The sequence below is a fragment of the Herbaspirillum sp. BH-1 genome (assembly GCF_002870055.1).
Taxonomy (GTDB): domain Bacteria; phylum Pseudomonadota; class Gammaproteobacteria; order Burkholderiales; family Burkholderiaceae_D; genus Herbaspirillum; species Herbaspirillum frisingense.
Genome location: NZ_PKOI01000016.1, coordinates 47,791 through 67,888 on the forward strand (window position 1 = coordinate 47,791; position 20,098 = coordinate 67,888).

General features: G+C 61.8%; 20 protein-coding genes and 5 tRNA genes. All 25 read left to right on the forward strand.

Translation table 11 applies throughout. The features are described from left to right. Positions 1-4: 4 nt before the first annotated feature. Positions 5-937 (forward strand): ACP S-malonyltransferase, encoded by a 933-nt coding sequence (fabD, locus tag HBH1_RS18835; protein WP_102663961.1) that lies wholly within the window; start codon positions 5-7, stop codon positions 935-937. Next, positions 934-1,689 carry a 3-oxoacyl-ACP reductase FabG gene (gene fabG / locus HBH1_RS18840; RefSeq protein ID WP_077236980.1) on the forward strand — a complete coding sequence of 252 codons (756 nt, stop codon included), beginning with the start codon at positions 934-936 and terminating at the stop codon, positions 1,687-1,689. Before fabD ends, fabG begins: the two co-directional genes overlap by 4 nt. Positions 1,690-1,852: 163 nt before the next feature. Then, complete coding sequence (gene acpP, locus HBH1_RS18845) at positions 1,853-2,092, forward strand: acyl carrier protein (protein ID WP_006463505.1); 240 nt, start codon at positions 1,853-1,855, stop codon at positions 2,090-2,092. Positions 2,093-2,125: 33 nt separating this feature from the next. Continuing rightward, positions 2,126-3,367: a beta-ketoacyl-ACP synthase II gene (gene fabF, locus HBH1_RS18850; protein WP_006463504.1), complete on the forward strand. Its 1,242-nt coding sequence runs from the start codon at positions 2,126-2,128 to the stop codon at positions 3,365-3,367. 69 nt (positions 3,368-3,436) lie between these two features. Further along, a complete protein-coding gene (locus HBH1_RS18855) occupies positions 3,437-3,934 on the forward strand; it encodes a protein YgfX (protein ID WP_102663962.1) in 498 nt (165 codons plus the stop codon). 91 nt (positions 3,935-4,025) lie between these two features. Then, positions 4,026-4,628, forward strand: a complete 603-nt coding sequence (gene rpoE / locus HBH1_RS18860; protein ID WP_006463502.1) for an RNA polymerase sigma factor RpoE — start codon at positions 4,026-4,028, stop codon at positions 4,626-4,628. Between the two features lie 76 nt (positions 4,629-4,704). Beyond that, complete coding sequence (locus HBH1_RS18865) at positions 4,705-5,409, forward strand: sigma-E factor negative regulatory protein (RefSeq protein ID WP_102663963.1); 705 nt, start codon at positions 4,705-4,707, stop codon at positions 5,407-5,409. A 1-nt stretch (position 5,410) separates the two neighbouring features. After that, positions 5,411-6,445: a MucB/RseB C-terminal domain-containing protein gene (locus HBH1_RS18870; protein ID WP_102663964.1), complete on the forward strand. Its 1,035-nt coding sequence runs from the start codon at positions 5,411-5,413 to the stop codon at positions 6,443-6,445. Positions 6,446-6,461: 16 nt separating this feature from the next. Then, complete coding sequence (locus tag HBH1_RS18875; protein ID WP_102663965.1) at positions 6,462-7,940, forward strand: DegQ family serine endoprotease; 1,479 nt, start codon at positions 6,462-6,464, stop codon at positions 7,938-7,940. Positions 7,941-8,053: 113 nt separating this feature from the next. Then, entirely contained in the window at positions 8,054-8,362 is a 309-nt protein-coding gene (locus HBH1_RS18880; RefSeq protein ID WP_102663966.1) for a glutaredoxin family protein, read from the forward strand. A 249-nt stretch (positions 8,363-8,611) separates the two neighbouring features. Next, complete coding sequence (lepA, locus tag HBH1_RS18885; protein ID WP_102663967.1) at positions 8,612-10,405, forward strand: translation elongation factor 4; 1,794 nt, start codon at positions 8,612-8,614, stop codon at positions 10,403-10,405. Between the two features lies 1 nt (position 10,406). Continuing rightward, positions 10,407-11,321 carry a signal peptidase I gene (gene lepB / locus HBH1_RS18890; protein WP_006463496.1) on the forward strand — a complete coding sequence of 305 codons (915 nt, stop codon included), beginning with the start codon at positions 10,407-10,409 and terminating at the stop codon, positions 11,319-11,321. Positions 11,322-11,524: 203 nt separating this feature from the next. Then, complete coding sequence (gene rnc, locus HBH1_RS18895) at positions 11,525-12,499, forward strand: ribonuclease III (RefSeq protein ID WP_006463495.1); 975 nt, start codon at positions 11,525-11,527, stop codon at positions 12,497-12,499. Beyond that, positions 12,496-13,425 carry a GTPase Era gene (era, locus tag HBH1_RS18900; protein WP_039875381.1) on the forward strand — a complete coding sequence of 310 codons (930 nt, stop codon included), beginning with the start codon at positions 12,496-12,498 and terminating at the stop codon, positions 13,423-13,425. Before rnc ends, era begins: the two co-directional genes overlap by 4 nt. Positions 13,426-13,528: 103 nt before the next feature. Next, the gene (gene recO / locus HBH1_RS18905; protein ID WP_006463493.1) at positions 13,529-14,389 is read left to right on the forward strand and encodes a DNA repair protein RecO; all 861 of its coding nucleotides are present in this window, start codon (positions 13,529-13,531) and stop codon (positions 14,387-14,389) included. Between the two features lie 142 nt (positions 14,390-14,531). Next, entirely contained in the window at positions 14,532-15,311 is a 780-nt protein-coding gene (gene pdxJ, locus HBH1_RS18910) for a pyridoxine 5'-phosphate synthase (RefSeq protein WP_102663968.1), read from the forward strand. Positions 15,312-15,321: 10 nt separating this feature from the next. Continuing rightward, positions 15,322-15,714 carry a holo-ACP synthase gene (acpS, locus tag HBH1_RS18915; protein ID WP_102663969.1) on the forward strand — a complete coding sequence of 131 codons (393 nt, stop codon included), beginning with the start codon at positions 15,322-15,324 and terminating at the stop codon, positions 15,712-15,714. Further along, complete coding sequence (gene nagZ, locus HBH1_RS18920) at positions 15,711-16,739, forward strand: beta-N-acetylhexosaminidase (protein WP_102663970.1); 1,029 nt, start codon at positions 15,711-15,713, stop codon at positions 16,737-16,739. Before acpS ends, nagZ begins: the two co-directional genes overlap by 4 nt. Positions 16,740-16,754: 15 nt before the next feature. Next, positions 16,755-18,620 carry an excinuclease ABC subunit UvrC gene (gene uvrC, locus HBH1_RS18925; RefSeq protein ID WP_102663971.1) on the forward strand — a complete coding sequence of 622 codons (1,866 nt, stop codon included), beginning with the start codon at positions 16,755-16,757 and terminating at the stop codon, positions 18,618-18,620. Between the two features lie 122 nt (positions 18,621-18,742). After that, positions 18,743-19,342, forward strand: coding sequence for a CDP-diacylglycerol--glycerol-3-phosphate 3-phosphatidyltransferase (gene pgsA / locus HBH1_RS18930; RefSeq protein ID WP_006463484.1), 600 nt, complete (start codon positions 18,743-18,745; stop codon positions 19,340-19,342). 70 nt (positions 19,343-19,412) lie between these two features. Then, a tRNA-Gly gene (locus tag HBH1_RS18935) sits at positions 19,413-19,488 on the forward strand. 152 nt (positions 19,489-19,640) lie between these two features. Beyond that, positions 19,641-19,714 (forward strand) — tRNA-Cys (locus HBH1_RS18940). An 11-nt stretch (positions 19,715-19,725) separates the two neighbouring features. Then, positions 19,726-19,801: transfer RNA gene (locus HBH1_RS18945), tRNA-Gly, on the forward strand. 52 nt (positions 19,802-19,853) lie between these two features. Continuing rightward, positions 19,854-19,929: transfer RNA gene (locus HBH1_RS18950), tRNA-Gly, on the forward strand. A gap of 52 nt (positions 19,930-19,981) precedes the next feature. Continuing rightward, positions 19,982-20,057 (forward strand) — tRNA-Gly (locus HBH1_RS18955). The last annotated feature ends 41 nt before the right edge of the window (positions 20,058-20,098 follow it).

Sequence of the window (20,098 nt, forward strand, 5' to 3'; positions counted from 1 at the left end):
AAGCATGACAACATTTGCTTTTGTTTTCCCGGGCCAGGGTTCTCAGGCGATCGGGATGCTCAACGGTTTTGCCGACAACGAGATCGTTCGCCAGACCGTCGCCGAAGCCTCCGACGCGCTGCAGTTCGACCTGGGCAAGCTCATTGCCGAAGGCCCCAAGGAAGACCTGGACCTGACCACCAATACCCAGCCCGTCATGCTGACGGCTGCCGTGGCGTTCTATCGCGCCTGGCTGGCCGCCGGTGGCAAGGTGCCGTCGCTGGTTGCCGGCCACAGCCTGGGTGAATACTCGGCGCTGGTCGCCGCCGGTGTGATCCAGTTCAAGGATGCCGTGCCGCTGGTGCGCTTCCGCGCCCAGGCCATGCAGGAAGCGGTGCCGGTCGGGCAGGGTGGCATGGCCGCCATTCTCGGTCTGTCCGACGACGACGTGCGCGCCGCCTGTACCGAAGCCGCGCAAGGTGAAGTGGTCGAGGCGGTCAACTTCAATGCGCCGGCGCAAGTGGTGATCGCCGGTCACAAGGCTGCGGTCGGCCGCGCCTGCGACATCGCCAAGGCCAAGGGTGCCAAGCGCGCACTGCCGTTGCCGGTGTCGGCACCGTTCCATTCCTCGCTGCTCAAGCCTGCTTCGGATCGCCTGCAAGCCTATCTGGCCAGCGTGGCATTTGCGGCCCCGCAGATTGCCTTGATCAATAACGTCGATGTGGCGGTGGTCAGCGATCCGGCTGCCATCAAGGATGCGCTGGTGCGCCAGGCTGCAGCGCCCGTGCGCTGGGTCGAGACCGTGCAGAAGATGGCCGCCGGTGGCGTGACCCACCTGATCGAATGTGGTCCCGGCAAGGTGCTGACCGGCCTGACCAAGCGTATCAATGGCGAACTGGTGGGTGAGGCCATCGTCGACCAGGAATCCCTGAACAAAGTATTGGAGTTGCTGAAATGAGTGCACAGAATCTGCAGGGCCAGGTCGCCCTGGTGACCGGCGCGTCGCGCGGTATCGGTCGCGCCATCGCCACCGAACTGGCGCGCCAGGGTGCTAAGGTGGTCGGTACCGCCACCTCCGAGGCCGGCGCGGCCGCCATCAGTGAATACCTGGCGGCGCTGGGGCCGGAAGCCGGTCGCGGCGTGGTGTTGAACGTCAACGATGCCGAGGCCAGCGTGGCCGTGGTGGAGCAGGTGCAGAAGGAATTCGGTTCGCTGTCCATCCTGGTCAACAATGCCGGTATCACCCAGGATCAACTGGCCATGCGCATGAAGGACGAGGAGTGGGACAGCGTCATCGCCACCAACCTCACGGCCGTGGGCCGACTCTCCCGCGCGGTACTGCGCGGCATGATGAAGGCCCGCACCGGCCGCATCATCAACATCACTTCGGTGGTGGGCGAGGCCGGCAACCCCGGCCAGATGAACTACGCCGCCGCCAAGGCCGGCGTGGCCGGCATGAGCCGCGCGCTGGCGCGCGAGATCGGCAGCCGCAACATCACCGTCAATTGCGTGGCGCCCGGCTTCATCGATACCGACATGACCAAGGCCTTGAACGAGCAGCAGTCCGCCGCGATCTTGCAGCAGATTCCGCTGGGTCGCCTGGGTGCGGCCGAGGAGATCGCCTATGCGGTGGCCTTCCTGGCCTCGCCGCAAGCCGCCTACATCACCGGTACCACCCTCAATGTGAACGGTGGCATGTACATGGGTTGAGTCAGTCCTGAGGGCTTGATTCAAGTCCTTTTGCCGACTTTTGTTTGAAGTTAAGCTGCACTTGGCGCAATCTTGCCAGGAATAGTTAAAAGTAAATTTTCCCCGCGCAAACCTGCTAAAATGCGCGCACTTTTGTAACCTATCATCCCTCTGGAGGAACACTATGTCCGATATCGAACAACGCGTGAAGAAGATCGTCGCTGAGCAACTGGGCGTCGCCGAAGCCGACATCAAGAACGAATCGTCGTTCGTGGACGACCTGGGCGCCGACTCGCTGGACACCGTCGAGCTGGTCATGGCACTGGAAGATGAGTTCGAAATGGAAATCCCCGACGAACAAGCCGAAAAGATCACCACCGTGCAACAGGCGATCGACTACGCCAAGTCGCAAGTCAAGGCCTGATAAGGGCTTTGGTCAAAGTTTCAGGAGAATTGCTTGAGCCGCACTCGTGAACGTCGTGTAGTCATTACCGGCCTGGGATGCATCTCGCCTGTCGGCAACAACGTCGCCGATACGTGGAGTGCCATCAAGGAAGGCAAGTCCGGCATCGCTACCGTCACCAAATTCGACGCTACCCCCTTCACCACGCACTTCGCCGGTGAAGTCAAGGGCTTCAATATCGAGGATTACATCCCCGCCAAGGAAGCGCGTCATATGGACACCTTCATCCACTATGGCATGGCCGCCGGTATCCAGGCCATCCAGGACAGTGGCTTGACGGTGACCGACGAGAATGCCGAGCGCATCGGCGTCATGATCGGTTCGGGCATCGGCGGCTTGCCGCTGATCGAAGATACCCACGCCGAACTGACCAACCGTGGTCCGCGCCGCATCAGTCCCTTCTTCATCCCGGCCTCGATCATCAACATGATCTCTGGCAACTTGTCCATCAAGTTCGGTCTGAAGGGCCCTAACCTGGCGATTGTCACCGCCTGCACCACCGGTCTGCACTGCATCGGCTCCGCCGCGCGCATGATCATGTACGGTGATGCGGATGTGATGGTTGCTGGCGGCGCTGAGTCCAGCGTCTCGCCGCTGGGCATCGGTGGTTTCGCTTCGGCGCGCGCGCTGTCGACCCGCAACGATGATCCCGCGACCGCGTCCCGTCCGTGGGACAAGGATCGCGACGGCTTCGTGCTGGGCGAGGGTGCCGGCGTGATGGTGCTCGAAGAGTACGAACACGCCAAGGCTCGTGGCGCCAAGATCTATGCGGAACTGCTCGGCTTCGGCATGAGCGGCGACGCTTACCACATGACTGCCCCCAACCTCGACGGTCCGCGTCGCTGCGTGCTCAATGCACTGCGCGATGCAGGCGTCAATGGCGATGAGGTGCAGTACCTGAACGCGCACGGTACGTCGACCCCCTTGGGCGACAAGAACGAGTCGGACGCGATCAAGGCCGCATTCGGCGACCATGCTTACAAGATGGTTGTCAATTCGACCAAATCCATGACCGGTCACCTGCTGGGTGGCGCTGGCGGTCTGGAGACCGTGCTGACCGTACTGGCCGTGCACAATCAGGTGTCGCCGCCGACCATGAACATCTTCAATCAGGATCCGGAGTGCGATCTGGATTACTGCGCCAACCAGGCGCGGGACATGAAGATCGATATTGCCGTCAAGAACTCCTTCGGGTTCGGTGGCACCAACGGTACCCTGGTCATCGGCAAGATGTAAAATGCAAGACCCGGCTTCCCAGGAAGCCGGGTTTGTCGTTTTAACGGCGCCATCGCTCCCGGGCATCTCATGTCGATAGCAGTTTCTGCGGATATCAAACCGTCCCGGCTACTCCTGCTGGTCACTGGCTTTGCCTGCCTGTGCGTGGCGCTGGCCGGCATATTGATGTCGTTGCTGATGCCGGGCACGCTGTCCTTGCCGGCGCGATTGGGCCTCGCCGGAGGCTGCATCCTGGCAGCCGCAGTCGCCCTGGCCATGGTGTTGCGCGATCGCAAGGTCATCTGGCTGCATATTTCCGGCACCGGGCAGATCCGCGTGGTGGAACACCTGGTGCAGTCGGCGCGCGCCAAGCCGCAGGTCATGAAGGCCGGGCTGGCCCAATTGCTGGCCGGCAGCACCATCTGGCCAGGCATGCTGTTTCTGCGCCTGCGCCTGGAAAACGGCAAGACCCGTACCATTCCCATTCTTCCGGATTCGGTTTCTGAAGATACCTTCCGTTCACTTTCCGTGGCATGTCGCTGGCTGATCAGTCACAATACGGCCAAGGCGAAGATGCTCGAAAAATAAGGTCGGCAGACTTGAAAATTGCCGGGCTGGAAGCATCTGCCACGGGCAATGACGATAAAACAACACGGCCATAAAAAACAAGGAACCCGGTTTGACGACAGAACGCGAAATAGATCAGCAGCTTGTTGAGCGCGTCCAGCGCGGCGACAAGAAGGCGTTCGAGCTATTGGTAGTCAAGTATCAACGCAAGCTCATGCGGCTGGTCTCGCGCCTTGTGCGCGACCAGGCCGAAGCCGAAGACGTGGTACAGGAAGCCTTCATCAAGGCCTATCGGGCATTGCCGCAATTCCGCGGCGATTCGGCCTTCTATACCTGGCTGTACCGCATCGGTATCAACACTGCCAAGAACTATTTGGTCACCATGGGCCGTCGGGCGCCAACTTCGACAGAAGCCGATGCAGAAGAAGCTGAAACTTTTGACGATGCGGACCATCTGAGGGACATCAACACTCCAGAGTCGATGTTGGCCACCAAGCAAATTGCTCAAACGGTCAACGTGGCGATGGAGGCATTGCCGGAAGAATTACGTACTGCCATCACGTTGCGCGAGATCGAGGGGTTGAGCTACGACGAGATTGCAGATGCGATGAATTGTCCGATCGGCACCGTGCGCAGTCGTATTTTCCGCGCCCGGGAAGCAATTGCCGAGAAGTTGCGTCCCTTGCTGGATACGGCGGCGGACAAGCGCTGGTAATGAGGCCACAAGCCTGTTGTAAGAAAGAAAATAATAAAGCGGGTATGGAACTAAGATTTTTGCCGGGTGACTGCTTATGGATACCAAAGTAACGACCAGAGAACAGATCTCAGCCCTTGCCGATGGCGAGTTGAGCTCTGACGAAATGACCCTTGCCTTCGCGGCCCTGCGTTCTTCCGAGAACGCCCAGGACGCGTGGGAAGATTACCACCGCATCGGCGAGGTGCTGCGTTCGGAAGAGATGGATGTCGCCCTGAGCGCCGGCTTCTCGGCCCGCATGGCGGCCTTGCTGGACGCCGAGCCGGCCATCGTGGCGCCGCAGGCTGCCGCAGTGACCGCTGCAGCGCCTGCCGCTGCTGAGGTTCAGCCGGCTGCGGCCAAGACTGCGGCCAATGGTGATCATCGCGCGGCTCGTCCCGGCCGTCTGGTGCGTCTGTTGATGCCCAGCGCGGCAGCGGCTGCTGCTGCCGTGGCCGCAGTGTTCGTGGCCATGCCGCAGCAGGCGGTAGTCAATGCCGATGCCAGAATGGTGGCCCCGGTCGCTCAGGTGGCTTCGGCTCCCTTGGCTGCCCCTTCGGTACCGTCGGCGATTGCCACGGTGGCCGACACCAGCGGCAATCCGCAAAATGTGAACCAGTTCAGTTCGCTGGCCCAGCAGGGTGAAGTCAAGCGCGACCCGCGCATTGACCAGTACCTGTCTGCCCACCAGCGTTTCTCGCCTTCCTATAGTTCGGCGCAATACGCCCGTTCTGCTGCCTTCTCCTCTGACGCCGATAAATAAGATGCGTCAAACGGGGCGTCTGTACGGCGTACTCTGGTTCCTGCCCATGTTGTTCTCGCCATCCGCTCATGCGGCGGATGGCGTTTCAGCATCTCCTGCCAGTGAAGCTTCCACTCCTTCCCCATTGCCGGCGCAGTTGCAGAAAATGCAATCTGCCGCGCAGCGATTGAATTATTCGGGTAGTTTCGTCTATCAGCAGGGCTCTTTGATCCGCAGTTCGCGTGTCACGCACGTGGTCGCCGGCAAGACCGAGCACGAAAAGCTGGAGCTTCTCGATGGCAAGCCCAGCGAATTCATTCGCAACAATGATGATGTCGTCGGCTATCTGCCTGACGTACGCATCATGCGCATGGAAAAACGTGTGAGCCGGGATGTGTTCCCGGCGATCTTGGATGCCCGCCCAGATGAACTGGCTGTCCACTATCGCTTCAAGGCTGGTGCCCCCGAGCGCGTGGCCGGACGGGTGTGCGATGCCGTGGTGCTGGAGCCACTGGACAAGCTGCGTTACGGTTACCGGTTCTGCGGCGACAAGGCCACGGGTCTGTTGTTACGCGCCCAGACACTGGGAGCGAAGGGGGAGGTGATCGAGCAGATCGCCTTCACACAAATAGAGATCGGCGGGATTGATCGCAGCCGCGTCAACCCCACCTACAGGGATACGCGCGGCTGGCAGGTGGAAAAGACTGCCATGAGCCCGGTCGATCTTTCCGCATGGCGGATTACGCCACCGTCGGGATTTCGCAAGATCCAGCAGGTAAGACGCATGATCCCCGGTGTGACGCCGGACGGACCGGTGCCTGCCCAGAACCAGCCAGCCGGACGTGAAGTGTCGCAGATCGTGTTTTCCGACGGTCTGGCCGCCATCTCGGTGTTCATCGAGCCCGGTAGCCAGGGCGGGGAAGAAGGTGCGATCCAGCAAGGGGCCCTGAATATCCTCGGTCGTCGCCAGGGAGACTACTGGTTGACCGTGGTTGGCGAGGTGCCCGCCGCCGCGATCCGGCAAGTCGCCGATTCCATTGAACTGACATCCAAATAGAAGAGAGACTGTTGCAATGACTCCGTTGAAGAAGACCTTTGCCAGCGCCTTGCTGGCCGCCTCCGTTGTGGCCGCCGCTCCGGGCGTGCTGGCTGCGCCGCCCGTGGCGTCGCCGAGCGTGGCTGCGCTGCCTGATTTCGCCGACATCGTCGAGCGCACCGGTCCCGGTGTGGTCAATATCCGTACTACCGAGCGGGTACGCCAGAATGCCCAGGGGCAGGGCGGAATGGATGATCCGGAAATGCAGGAATTCTTCCGGCGCTTCTTCGGTATCCCCATCCCGCGCCAGCAGCAGCCCGGAACGCCTCGTGGCAATGGCAAGCAGGGTGGGCAGGGGCAGCAGGAGGAGGTGCCGCGTGGCGTTGGTTCCGGCTTCATCATCTCCGCCGACGGCTTCATCCTGACCAATGCCCACGTGGTGGAAGGTGCCAGCGAGGTCTATGTGACCCTGACCGACAAGCGTGAATTCAAGGCCAAGATCGTCGGCTCCGATACCCGCACCGATGTGGCTGTGCTCAAGATCGACGGCAGCAACCTGCCGCGCCTGAACATGGGTGACTCCGACAAGATCCGCGTCGGCGAGTGGGTGCTGGCCATCGGCTCGCCGTTCGGGCTGGAAAACACGGTCACTGCCGGCATCGTCTCGGCCAAGGCGCGCGATACCGGCGACTACCTGCCGCTGATCCAGACCGATGTTGCCGTCAATCCGGGCAACTCCGGTGGCCCCCTGATCAATCTCAAGGGCGAAGTGGTCGGCATCAACTCGCAGATCTACAGCCGTTCTGGCGGCTTCATGGGGATTTCCTTCGCGGTGCCCATCGATGAGGCGCTGCGCGTGGCCGACCAGTTGAAGGCCAGCGGCCGCGTGACCCGTGGCCGCATCGGCGTGCAGATCGGCGAAGTGACCAAGGATGTGGCCGAGTCGCTGGGCCTGGCGCGTGCCCAGGGGGCCCTGGTGCAGCGTGTGGAAGCCGGCGGCCCGGCCGAGAAGGCTGGCCTGGAGGCGGGCGACATCATCCTGAAGTACAACGGCGCCGCCATCGAACGCCCCAGCGATCTGCCGCGCATGGTGGGTGCCACCAAGCCGGGGGCCAAGGCGACCGTCAACATCTGGCGCAAGGGCAGTGCGCGTGATCTGACGGTGACGGTGGTCGAACTGGAAGCCGACAAGCCCAAGCAGGCCGAGGAAAAGAAAGCCAAGCCGGATAACACCCCCAATGCCCTGGGCCTGGTGGTGAGCGACCTGTCTGACGCCCAGAAGAAGGAATTGAAGGTCGATAACGGCGTGCTGGTGGAGGCCGTCAGCGGTGCCGCCGCAGCCGCCGGCATCCGCCCGGGCGACGTGATCCAGCGCCTGAACGAAGTCGATGTCAAGGACGCCAAGCAATTCGGGCAGTTGGTGGCCAAGCTGGATGGCAAGAAGCGCGCCGCGGTACTGGTACGCCGTGGCGACTCCTCGCAATTCGTGCCGCTGCGCCCGAACGGCGGCAACTGAGGAAGTCGGCATCCGCTAAGCAATGCCTGCGGGCATTGATCCTCAAGGCTGCGATTCCCGGGAGTCGCAGCCTTTTTCCATCCATCGCCCGGGATTGATCGCCCATCCGTCACATGTCCCATACGTCCCCTGCATCCGCTACTGAAGGTCAGCCAGCCCAGCCCGCAGAATTGCAGTTCATCATCTATTCGCGCAGTTATTGTCACCTGTGCGATGACTTGCGTGACGCCTTGTGCACCGCGCTCGGGTCGCAGCCGGCGCAGATCGAGATGATCGACGTGGATGCCGATCCGGAGCTGGTGGCACTCTATGACGAACTGGTGCCGGTCCTGATGGGGCGGGCGACGGATGGACAGTGGTTGCAGTTGTGTCATTACCATCTTGATCCGCTGCGCTTGCAGGATTTTCTCGCGGCCAGGTAACGCAGGACGGAGGGAGGGCCGGGATACATTTTCGCGCAAGCAAAAGTTGCCTGGTAGTCATGCTCGGCAGCGCCGCGTGGCGCGCTTTTCCGAGGTTTTTTCGCCTCCGCAAACGCGGCCCGACACCGGAAAGTCGGGCTGGTCACTCTGAAATCCGGTAAAATGCCGGGTCGAATAAGCTGTTGCAAAGGCGCTCGGCTGGGCACTGCCCGCTTCGGAGCGCCTTTTTTCATCGTTTCCAGTCTGTTAATGAACAATATCCGTAATTTCTCGATCATCGCCCACATCGATCACGGCAAGTCCACGCTCGCCGACCGCATCATCCAGTTGTGCGGGGGCCTCTCCAACCGCGAGATGGAAGCGCAGGTGCTGGATTCGATGGATATCGAGCGCGAGCGCGGCATCACCATCAAGGCCCAGACCGCAGCCCTGTCCTACAAGGCCAAGGATGGCCAGATCTACAATCTGAACCTCATCGATACCCCGGGCCACGTTGACTTCAGCTATGAAGTCTCGCGTTCGCTGTCGGCTTGCGAAGGTGCACTGCTGGTGGTCGATGCCTCGCAAGGCGTGGAAGCGCAGACCGTGGCCAATTGCTACACCGCCCTGGACCTGGGCGTGGAAGTGGTGCCCGTACTGAACAAGATCGACTTGCCGTCGGCCGACCCCGACAACGCCAAGAGCGAGATCGAGGATGTGATCGGCATCGATGCCTCCGATGCCACCCCATGCTCGGCCAAGACCGGCCTGGGCGTGGAAGAGGTGCTGGAAGCCATCGTTGCCAAGGTGCCGGCGCCCAAGGGTGATCCGGATGCGCCGCTGCAGGCGCTGATCATCGATTCCTGGTTCGACAACTACGTCGGCGTGGTCATGCTGGTGCGTATCGTCAACGGTACCCTGCGCCCCAAGGACAAGATCCTGCTGATGGCCACCGAGACCCAGTACCTGACCGAAAGCATCGGCGTGTTCACGCCCAAGTCGCAATCGCGTGATGCGCTCACGGCAGGGCAGGTAGGCTTCGTCATCGCCGGCATCAAGGAACTGAAATCGGCCCGCGTGGGCGACACCATCACCCTGGCCAGCAAGCCGGCGCCTTCGCCGCTGCCAGGCTTCAAGGAAGTGCAGCCCCAGGTGTTCGCGGGCCTGTTCCCGGTGGAGGTCAACCAGTACGACGCCCTGCGCGACTCGCTGGAAAAACTGAAGCTCAACGACGCCGCGCTGATGTACGAGCCCGAAGTCTCGCAGGCGCTGGGCTTCGGCTTCCGCTGCGGCTTCCTGGGCCTGTTGCACATGGAAATCGTGCAAGAGCGCCTGGAGCGCGAATTCGACATGGACCTGATCACCACCGCGCCCACGGTGGTGTACGAAGTGCAGCAGCGGGACGGCACCATGCTGATGGTGGACAACCCGTCGAAGATGCCGGAAGTGTCCAAGATCGAGGAAATCCGCGAACCCATCGTCACCGTCAACCTGTACATGCCGCAGGAATACGTGGGCTCCGTCATCACCCTGTGCACGCAGAAACGCGGCATCCAGATGAACATGAGCTATCACGGCAAGCAGGTGCAGCTGACCTATGAAATGCCGATGGCCGAGATCGTGCTGGACTTCTTCGATCGCCTGAAATCGACCTCGCGCGGCTATGCCTCGATGGACTACGAGTTCAAGGAATACCGGGCCGCCGACGTGGTCAAGGTGGACATGCTGATCAACAGCGAAAAGGTCGATGCACTGGCCATCATCGTGCACCGCGCCGCCGCCCAGATCCGTGGCCGCCAGGTGGCGGCCAAGATGCGCGAGCTGATCCCGCGCCAGATGTTCGACGTCGCCATCCAGGCCGCCATCGGCGCCACCATCATCTCGCGCGAGAACGTCAAGGCCATGCGCAAGAACGTGCTGGCCAAGTGCTACGGCGGCGACATCTCGCGCAAGCGCAAGCTGCTGGAAAAGCAGAAGGCCGGCAAGAAGCGCATGAAGCAGGTGGGCTCGGTCGAAATCCCGCAGGAAGCATTCCTGGCAATCTTACAAGTGGAAGATAAATAACATGCAGGCTTTGTTGGGCAACTTCGCACTCATTCTGTTCGTCCTGATGCTGGTGACCGGCGTGATCTGGTTCGCCGATACCTTCTTCCTGTCCAAGCAGCGCCGCGCCCGTGCCGACGCCGCCCTGGCCGAGTTCGATGCCCGCGTGGCGCGTGACGAGGCCCAGGGCATCAAGCGTGACGGTGCCGTGGCCACCGGCCGCGCCGACCTGCAGGCCAGCCTGATGAAGCAGCCGGCCTGGATCGAATACTCGGGCAGCTTCTTCCCGGTGATCGCCCTGGTGTTCTGCCTGCGCTCCTTCCTCTACGAGCCGTTCAAGATTCCTTCCAGCTCCATGGTGCCCACCTTGCTGGTCGGCGACCTGATCCTGGTGAACAAATTCACCTATGGCATCCGCCTGCCCATCATCAATAAGAAGATCATCGAAGTGAACCAGCCGCAGCGTGGCGACGTCATGGTCTTCAAGTATCCGAAGGACATGTCGGTTGACTACATCAAGCGCGTGGTTGGCGTTCCTGGTGATAAAATTGTCTATAAAAACAAGCGCTTAACCGTAAATGGTGAACAAATTTCTTATAAAGCGCTGCCGGATTATCTGGACGAGGAAAATCTGACGTACTATAAGCAATGGCAGGAAAACCTGACCGGCGTGGAACACAAGATCCTCACTGATGAGCGTGCTCCCAACTTCGTGCCCAACCCGGATGCCTTCCCGCATCATGAGCTGTGCACCTACAACGCTGAAGGTTTTGCCTGCACGGTGCCGCCGGGCGAGTACTTCATGATGGGCGACAACCGGGACAACAGCCTCGACAGTCGTTACTGGGGCTTCGTGCCGGACCAGAACATCGTCGGCAAGGCCTTCTTTGTCTGGATGAACCTGGGCGATATCAAGCGGATCGGCAGCTTCCACTAAGGCGCGCCACGTTCTGATCGAGCAGCTTTCGAAGGTTTCGCCGTTTTTCGTAGTTTCCATTTGGCAATTTTGCGTTGTGGAGGCAGACCCGGAGCAGTATTGAGCTTTGCTTTGCACCGATCCCGCTGACTGGTCAGGCTGGTAATCCCCGATCCTCGCGCCACTGCGCGAACGGGGCGGCAGACTGAATGACGGATGAAAAAATGGATCCTCAACTCTTGCAACAACGGCTAGGCCACACTTTCAAGGATGCGTCGCTCCTGCAGCAGGCCTTGACCCATCGTAGCCATAGCGCCTTGCATAACGAGCGGCTGGAATTCCTCGGCGATTCGGTACTGAACTGCGTGGTGGCTTCCCTGCTGTTCGAACGCTACGACAAGATCGACGAAGGCGACCTTTCCCGCCTGCGCGCCAATCTGGTCAAGCAGCAGTCCCTGTACGAGATCGCCCAGCGGCTGGAACTGTCGCAGTTCCTGCGCCTGGGCGAGGGCGAGCTGAAGTCGGGCGGTTTCCGCCGCCCCTCGATCCTCGCCGATACCCTGGAGGCGCTGTTCGGCGCCATCTTCCTTGATTCCGGTTTCGAGGCGGCGCGCGCGGTGATCCGTTCGCTCTACGTCCCGGTGCTGGAACACGTCGATCCCCGTACGCTGGGCAAGGATGCCAAGACACTGCTGCAGGAATTCCTGCAGGGCAAGAAAATCCCGCTGCCGCAATACAACGTGATTGCCACCCACGGTGCCGCCCACAGCCAGGAATTCGAGATCGAATGCCTGGTGCCCAAGCTGGACATCCAGGTCTTCGGCACCGGTGGCAGTCGCCGGGCCGGTGAACAGGCCGCTGCCAAGCTGGCATTGGAAGCGGTGCAGCTGGCGCTGGCCAAGACGCCCTCGGCCGGCCGCAAGCCGCGCACCCGCACCACCCAGTTGAAGTTGGCCGGCATCGCCACCATCCAGCCCGATGCACCGGACCAGGAAAGCGGCAAGGGCAATCGTCCGGAGGGGGCGTCCTCCTCCGAGCGCGCTCCTGCCAGCAAACCGGCCAAGTCCGCCAAGGAGCCGAAGAGCCCTGCGGCGGCCACCCGCAACGAGGGCAAGAACAACACTGGCGACCGCGCTGAAACGGTCGCGGCAGAACCCATTTCGGCGGCTTCATCCGCCACGCAATCCAGAACAGCATGACAGATTCCCCCATGGCCGGCGACGCGTCGGCGCAGACCCCGGCCGACGATTACCGTTGCGGTTACATCGCCATCGTCGGTCGTCCCAACGTCGGCAAGTCGACCCTGATGAACGTGCTGGTCGGCGCCAAGGTGAGCATCACCTCGCGCAAGGCCCAGACCACGCGCCATCGCATCACCGGCATCCAGACCATCGAGAACACCCAGTACGTTTACGTCGACACGCCCGGTTTCCAGACCCGTCACAGCAATGCGCTCAACAAGACCCTGAACCGCACCGTCACCAATACCCTGACGGCGGCCGATGTGATCCTGTTCGTCATCGAGGCGGGCACCTTCGGCCCGGCCGACAAGCAGGTGCTGGATCTGCTGCCGTCCAACGTGCCCTGCATCCTGGTGTTGAACAAGGCCGACCGCAACAAGGACAAGACCACCCTCATGCCCTTTGCTGCCGAAGTGGCCTCGCATCATGACTTCGCTGCCGTGGTGCCGGTCTCAGCCAAGCAGCGCTTCCAGCTGGATCGCCTGCAGGAAGAGGTACGCAAGCTGCTGCCGCAGAATCCGCCGATGTTCGACGAAGACGACATCACCGACCGCAGCGAGAAATTCCTGGCCTCCGAAATCGTGCGTGAAAAGGTGTTCCGCTTTGTCGGCGAAGAACTGCCCTATACCAGCACGGTGCTGATCGAGAAGTTCGAACAGGAAGGCAACCTGCGCCGCGTCTTCGCCGCCATCCTGGTCGAACGCGACACCCACAAGGCCATGGTGATCGGTCAGAAGGGCGCGCGTCTGAAGGAAATTTCCACCCAGTCGCGGCTGGACATGGAGCGCCTCTTCGGCGGTCCGGTCTACCTGGAGATCTGGGTCAAGGTCAAATCGGGCTGGGCCGACAACGAAGCCGGCCTGCGTGCCTACGGCTACGAATGATCCCGGCTGCGGCCCGTCCTGCGGGCTGCGCGAAATTCCTGCATCATCATGGCATTACGCCGCGCCCTAACGACGTGGCTTCACGCATTCAGGACGGATATCCATGACTACCATGCTCACCGAATCCCAGCTCGACAGCCAGGCTGACCCGGCAAATGCCGCAGCGCCGGCAGTCGTGCCGCAGGCGCCTGTCAAGGCCCCGGCGCGCAAGCCGGCCGCGCCTCGTGCGCGCAGCCGCGCCGTGCCGGAGAAGGAGCACAAGGTACTGGCGCAGCCGGGCTTCGTGTTGCACAGCTATCCCTACAAGGAAACCAGCCTCATCATCGACGTCTTCTCGCGTGACCATGGTCGCGTGGCGCTGGTGGCCAAGGGCGCCAAGCGCCCGCATTCCAAGTTGCGTGGTGCCTTGCAGACCTTCCAGCCGCTCTCGCTGTCGTGGAGCGGCAAGTCCGAGGTGCGTACCCTGACCGATGCCGAATGGGTGGGTGGCCTGCTGCCGCTGGAGAAGTCGGCGCTGCTGTGCGGTTTCTATCTCAACGAATTGCTGGTCAAGCTGCTGGCCCGCGAAGACGCGCACCCGGCGCTGTTCGATCATTACGTGGCCACCCTGAACAAGCTGGCCCATGGCGAGAATGCACCGATCGTGCTGCGCCAGTTCGAACGCGTCCTGCTCAGGCAGACCGGCGTGGCCGGTAACTGGAGCCATTGCGTGGTCAGCGGCAAGACGGTGCAGGCCGATGGCATCTACGTCGTCGATCCCGAGCAGGGGACGCGTCCGGAGCGCATTTCCGATCGTGCGCCCAAGGTCAGCGGCAAGACCCTGCTGGACATGGAGCGCGAGGACTACAGCGACCCGACCACCCAGCTCCAGAGCAAATTCCTGATGCGCTACCTGCTGGCGCACCATCTGGGTGGGGCGCAGTTGAATACGCGCCAGATCCTGATCGACCTCATGCAATTGTGATCCGACGGCGGCGCGCTCGCCGTCGCTCCTCCCACGCACGCTCCCAAGTCGCTACAATCATCGTCTGGCCGCATCGTCTCCGATGCGCGGCCAGATGCATACAGCACATCCGAATATCACTCACACGAAGCATCCTGACGCCATGAGTTTCCTGCAGCCCGCCGGCCCGACCATCGAACTGGGCATCAACATCGACCACGTCGCCACCCTGCGCAATGCGCGCGGGACCCGCTATCCCGATCCCATCCGCGCTGCCCTGGAAGCGGAGGAAGCCGGTGCCGACGTTATCACCCTGCACCTGCGTGAAGATCGTCGCCACATCCGCGACGACGATGTGAAGGCCATCCGCCCGCTGCTGCAGACCCGCATGAACCTGGAAGCGGCAGTGACGAAGGAGATGATCGACTTCGCCTGTCTCATCAAGCCGCAGGATGTCTGCCTGGTGCCGGAAAAGCGCACTGAAGTCACCACTGAAGGCGGGCTGGACGTGACCGGCTATTTTGCCGATGTGCAGTCCGCCATCCGCCAGTTGCAGCAGGAACAGGTACGCGTCTCGCTCTTCATCGATCCCGACGTGCAACAGATCCAGGCCGCCGCCGAGTCCGGCGCGCCGGTGATCGAACTGCACACCGGTCGCTACGCGGATGCCACCAGCGAACAGGAGCAGCAGGAAGAACTGGAACGTATCCGCACAGCCGTACTGGCAGGCGTCAAGCTTGGCCTGAAGGTCAACGCCGGGCATGGTCTGCACTACACCAACGTCCAGGCGATTGCCGCCATTCCCGAGATCGCCGAGTTGAACATCGGCCATGCCGTGGTGGCGCATGCGGTCTTCGTCGGCTGGCGCAATGCGGTCTCCGAAATGAAGGCCATCATGGTCAAGGCGCGCCTGGAAGCGACCAAGTCCGGCGCCAAGGTTTGAGGCGCATCGCATGATCTACGGCATCGGTACCGACATCCTCAAGATCCCGCGCCTGGAAGCGGCGCTCAAGCGCCACGGCGATCGCTTCGCCGGCAAGATCCTGGGGCCGCAGGAAATGGAAAAATACCTGCGGCGCAAGGCCAAGGTGGAGGCCCGTGGCATCCGTTTCCTGACCACCCGTTTCGCGGCCAAGGAAGCCTTTTCCAAGGCCATCGGCATGGGCATGCGCATGCCCATGACCTGGCGCGCCATGCAGGTTCTGAACGCCCCCAGCGGCAAGCCGGTGGTGGTCTGCAGCGGCGCCCTGCAACAATGGATGCAAGAGCAGGGCCTCAGCGCCCACGTCACCATCACCGACGAAGTGGAATACGCCGTCGCCTTTGTCATCGTGGAGAAGTCATGAACCAAGCCGTCCAGCCCCTGGGTCCGGTGATGCTGGACGTGGTCGGCACGCGGCTGGATGCCGCCGATATCGCCCGCCTGCAGCACCCGCTGACCGGCGGCGTCATCCTGTTCGCCCGCAACTACGAGAACCGTGCGCAGTTGATCGCGCTGACCAGCGCCATCCGCCAGGCACGCCCCGGCATCCTGATCGCGGTCGATCACGAAGGCGGGCGTGTGCAGCGTTTCCGCAGCGATGGTTTCACCCGCCTGCCGGCCATGGGTCAACTGGGTCAGCTGTGGGACCGTGATGTGCTGCAGGCTACCAAGCTGGCGACCGCCACCGGTTTCGTGCTGGCCGCCGAGTTGCGCGCCTGTGGCATCGACCTGTCCTTCACGCCGGTGCTGGACCTCGACTACGGCGTCTCCACCGTGATCGGCGACCGTTCCTTCCATCGCGATCCGCGTGTGGTGACCTTGCTGGCCAAGAGCCTCAACCACGGCCTGGCGCTGGCCGGCATGGCCAATTGCGGCAAGCATTTCCCCGGACACGGTTTCGTCACGGCCGATTCGCATGTGGCCATTCCGGTCGACGAGCGGGAGCTGGAGGCCATCCTCGGCGAGGACGCCACGCCCTACGACTGGCTCGGCATGAGCCTGGCGGCGGTGATGCCGGCCCACGTCATCTATCCCAAGGTGGATGCCCAGCCGGCCGGTTTTTCCAAGGTATGGCTGTCGCTGCTGCGCGAGCGTTTCGGCTTCCAGGGCGTGATCTTCAGCGACGACCTCAGCATGCACGGCGCCAGTGTCGCCGGTGGCCCGCTGGAGGCCGCACAGGCCGCCCTGGATGCGGGTTGCGACGTGGCGCTGATCTGCAATTCGCCCGACAAGGCCGATGCCATCCTGGCTGGCCTCAAGGGAGGCACCGATACCGCTTCCGCCACGCGCCGTGCCAGCCTGCTGCCGCTGGGCCAGGCCGCGGGCTGGGATGCGCTGCAAGCCGATGCGCGCTATCTGGCTGCGCGCACATTGCTGCAATCGCTGTAAGCTGCCGTCATATCCATGTCCGATATTCCTGCCTCTGCGTTGCCCGATCCACGCGAGATCGTGCTTGAAACGGTCGCCCGCCTGCCGCACCTGCCCGGCGTCTATCGCTACTTCGATGCCGAAGACAATGTGCTCTACGTGGGCAAGGCACGCGACCTCAAGAAGCGGGTCTCCAGCTATTTCCAGAAGACCCTGACCAGCCCGCGCATCGCCATGATGGTCGAGCGCATCGCCCGCCTGGAAACCACGGTGACCCGTAGCGAAGCCGAAGCACTGCTGCTGGAAAACAACCTGATCAAGACCCTGCGGCCGCGTTTCAACATCCTCTTTCGCGACGACAAGTCCTACCCCTATCTGAAGATCACCGGCCACGCCTTCCCGCGCATGGCCTATTACCGTGGCGCGGTGGACAAGCGCAGCCAGTATTTCGGGCCGTTTCCCAATGCCGGCGCGGTCAAGGAATCGATCCAGATCCTGCAGAAGGTCTTCCTGCTGCGCACCTGCGAAGACACGGTCTTCACCAATCGCACGCGTCCCTGCCTGCTGCACCAGATCCATCGCTGCAGCGGCCCCTGCGTGAATCTGGTGAGTCGTGAGGACTACGCCATCGACGTCGAGAACGCCTCGAAATTCCTGCGTGGTCGCCAAAGCGAAGTGATGGAAGCGCTGGAGCAGAAGATGCATGCCTTCGCCGCCGACCTCAAGTTCGAGCAGGCCGCTGCCGTGCGTGACCAGATCGGCTCGCTCTCCAGCGTGTTGCACCAGCAGAGCATGGAAACCGTCAGCGACGCCGACATCGACATCATTGCGGTGGTGGTGCAGGGCGGTCGTGCCTGCGTCAACCTGGCGATGGTGCGCGGCGGACGTCATCTCGGCGACCGTGCCTATTTCCCCACGCACGTCGACGATGCGATGGATACCGCCGAGGACAGCATCGAGGTCGAAGTACTCAAGGCCTTCCTGGCCCAGCATTACATCGACAAGTTCGTCCCCGGCTCGCTGATCGTGGGGACCGAATTCGACGATCCGGCCCTGATGGTGGCGTTGATGGAGCAATGCGGCCATCGCATCACGCTGACCTTCCAGCCCCAGGGCCAGCGCCGGCAGTGGCTGGACATGGCGACCAAGGGTGCCGGCATTGCGCTGGCCCGGTTGCTCTCCGAGCAGGGTTCGCAGCAGGCCCGCACGCGTGCCCTGGCCGACGTGCTGGAGCTGGAACGCGACGACCTCGACGAGCTGCGCGCCGAATGCTTCGACATCAGCCACACCCAGGGCGAGGCCACGCAGGCATCCTGCGTGGTGTTCCATCACCATGCCATGCAGAACGGCGAATACCGCCGCTACAACATCAACGACATCACCCCCGGTGATGACTACGCCGCCATGCGCCAGGTGCTCACGCGCCGTTATGAAAAGGTCGCCAACGGCGAAGGCGTCATGCCCGACATCGTTCTCATCGACGGCGGCAAGGGGCAGGTGGAAATGGCACGCCAGGTCCTGACCGAACTGGGCCTGGACATCAGCCTCATCGTCGGCGTAGCCAAGGGGGAAGGGCGCAAGGTCGGCCTGGAAACCCTGGTCTTCGCAGATGGACGCGCGCCCAAGGAACTGGGCAAGGAGTCGGCCGCGCTGATGTTGATCGCCCAGATCCGCGACGAAGCGCACCGCTTCGCCATCACCGGCATGCGGGCCAAGCGCGCCAAGGCACGCCAGACCTCGCGCCTGGAAGAGATCGAAGGCATCGGTGCCAAGCGTCGCCAGCGCCTGCTGGTGCGCTTTGGTGGCTTGCGCGGCGTGGTCGATGCCAGCGTGGATGACCTGGCTTCGGTGGAAGGTATCTCGCGCCAGCTGGCCGAGGAAATCTACCGGCAATTGCACTGATCCGTCACCCGCGCGATGCGCCGCGCGGCGCCGGCCGAATGAAAGGCGGGCGCAGCAGGGGACGACTCTGCTACTATTCGGTAAATTTTTTTTGTGTACGCCGCACCCACCCTCCAAGACGTATGCCTTTCAATATTCCGATTCTGCTGACCTGGTTGCGGGTGGCGCTCATTCCCCTGGTCGTCGGTGTCTACTATCTGCCCGAGATCGGCCTGAACCGCTATGAGCAAGGTATCGCCGCTACCGCCGTCTTCATCGTCGCCGCTGCGACCGACTGGTTCGACGGCTTCCTGGCCCGGCGCTGGAACCAGACCTCGGCCTTCGGTGCCTTCCTCGACCCGGTGGCCGACAAGCTTATGGTCACCGGTGCACTGCTGGTGCTGGTGCATCTGGATCGCGTACACCCGGTGATCGCCTTCGTCATCATCGGTCGCGAGATCGCCATCTCGGCCCTGCGCGAGTGGATGGCCCAGATCGGCGCGTCCAAGTCGGTGGCCGTCAGTTCGCTGGGCAAGATCAAGACCACCGCCCAGATGATCGCCATCCCCATGCTGCTGTACTACGACACGCTGTTCTCCATCATCGATACCCGCCTGTGGGGCAGCCTGCTGCTGCTGGTGGCGGCGGTGCTGACGGTGTGGTCGATGCTGTATTACCTGCGTCGCGCCATGCCGATGATCAAGGAAGCCGACGCTGAAAACCGCAAGAAGATAATTAAATAAATAATTAAAAAACCAAGTTCAATAGTTGACAAACGCCAACGGTGACTTATAATAGCGTTCTGTTTTCGATGCGGGAGTAGCTCAGTTGGTAGAGCGATACCTTGCCAAGGTATAGGTCGAGAGTTCGAGACTCTTCTCCCGCTCCAGGTTACTTGGAAAAAAGGAAGCCTAACAAAGCTTCCTTTTTTTATTGTGATAGGTGAGCATGCATTGAAAGTTTGGCTTTAGAAAGTTGTCGAAAAAGTCAAAAAAGATGTTTGCAAACAACACGCGTTTTAGGTAGTATGCGTGTCCCCAAGGCGGGGTAGCAAAGTGGTTATGCAGCGGCCTGCAAAGCCGTCTACGCCGGTTCGATCCCGACCCCCGCCTCCAAAACGCTCCATGCGGGAGTAGCTCAGTTGGTAGAGCGATACCTTGCCAAGGTATAGGTCGAGAGTTCGAGACTCTTCTCCCGCTCCAGATTCAAGGCAGGCAGCTTCGGCTTCCTGTTGCAGTAGATGCAGGTTCCCATGCGGGAGTAGCTCAGTTGGTAGAGCGATACCTTGCCAAGGTATAGGTCGAGAGTTCGAGACTCTTCTCCCGCTCCAGTTTCAAGGCAGGCGGCTTCGGTTTCCTGTTGCAGTAGATGTCAGTTCCCATGCGGGAGTAGCTCAGTTGGTAGAGCGATACCTTGCCAAGGTATAGGTCGAGAGTTCGAGACTCTTCTCCCGCTCCAAGTTGAAAAAGGAAGCCTTCGGGCTTCCTTTTTTGCTTTCC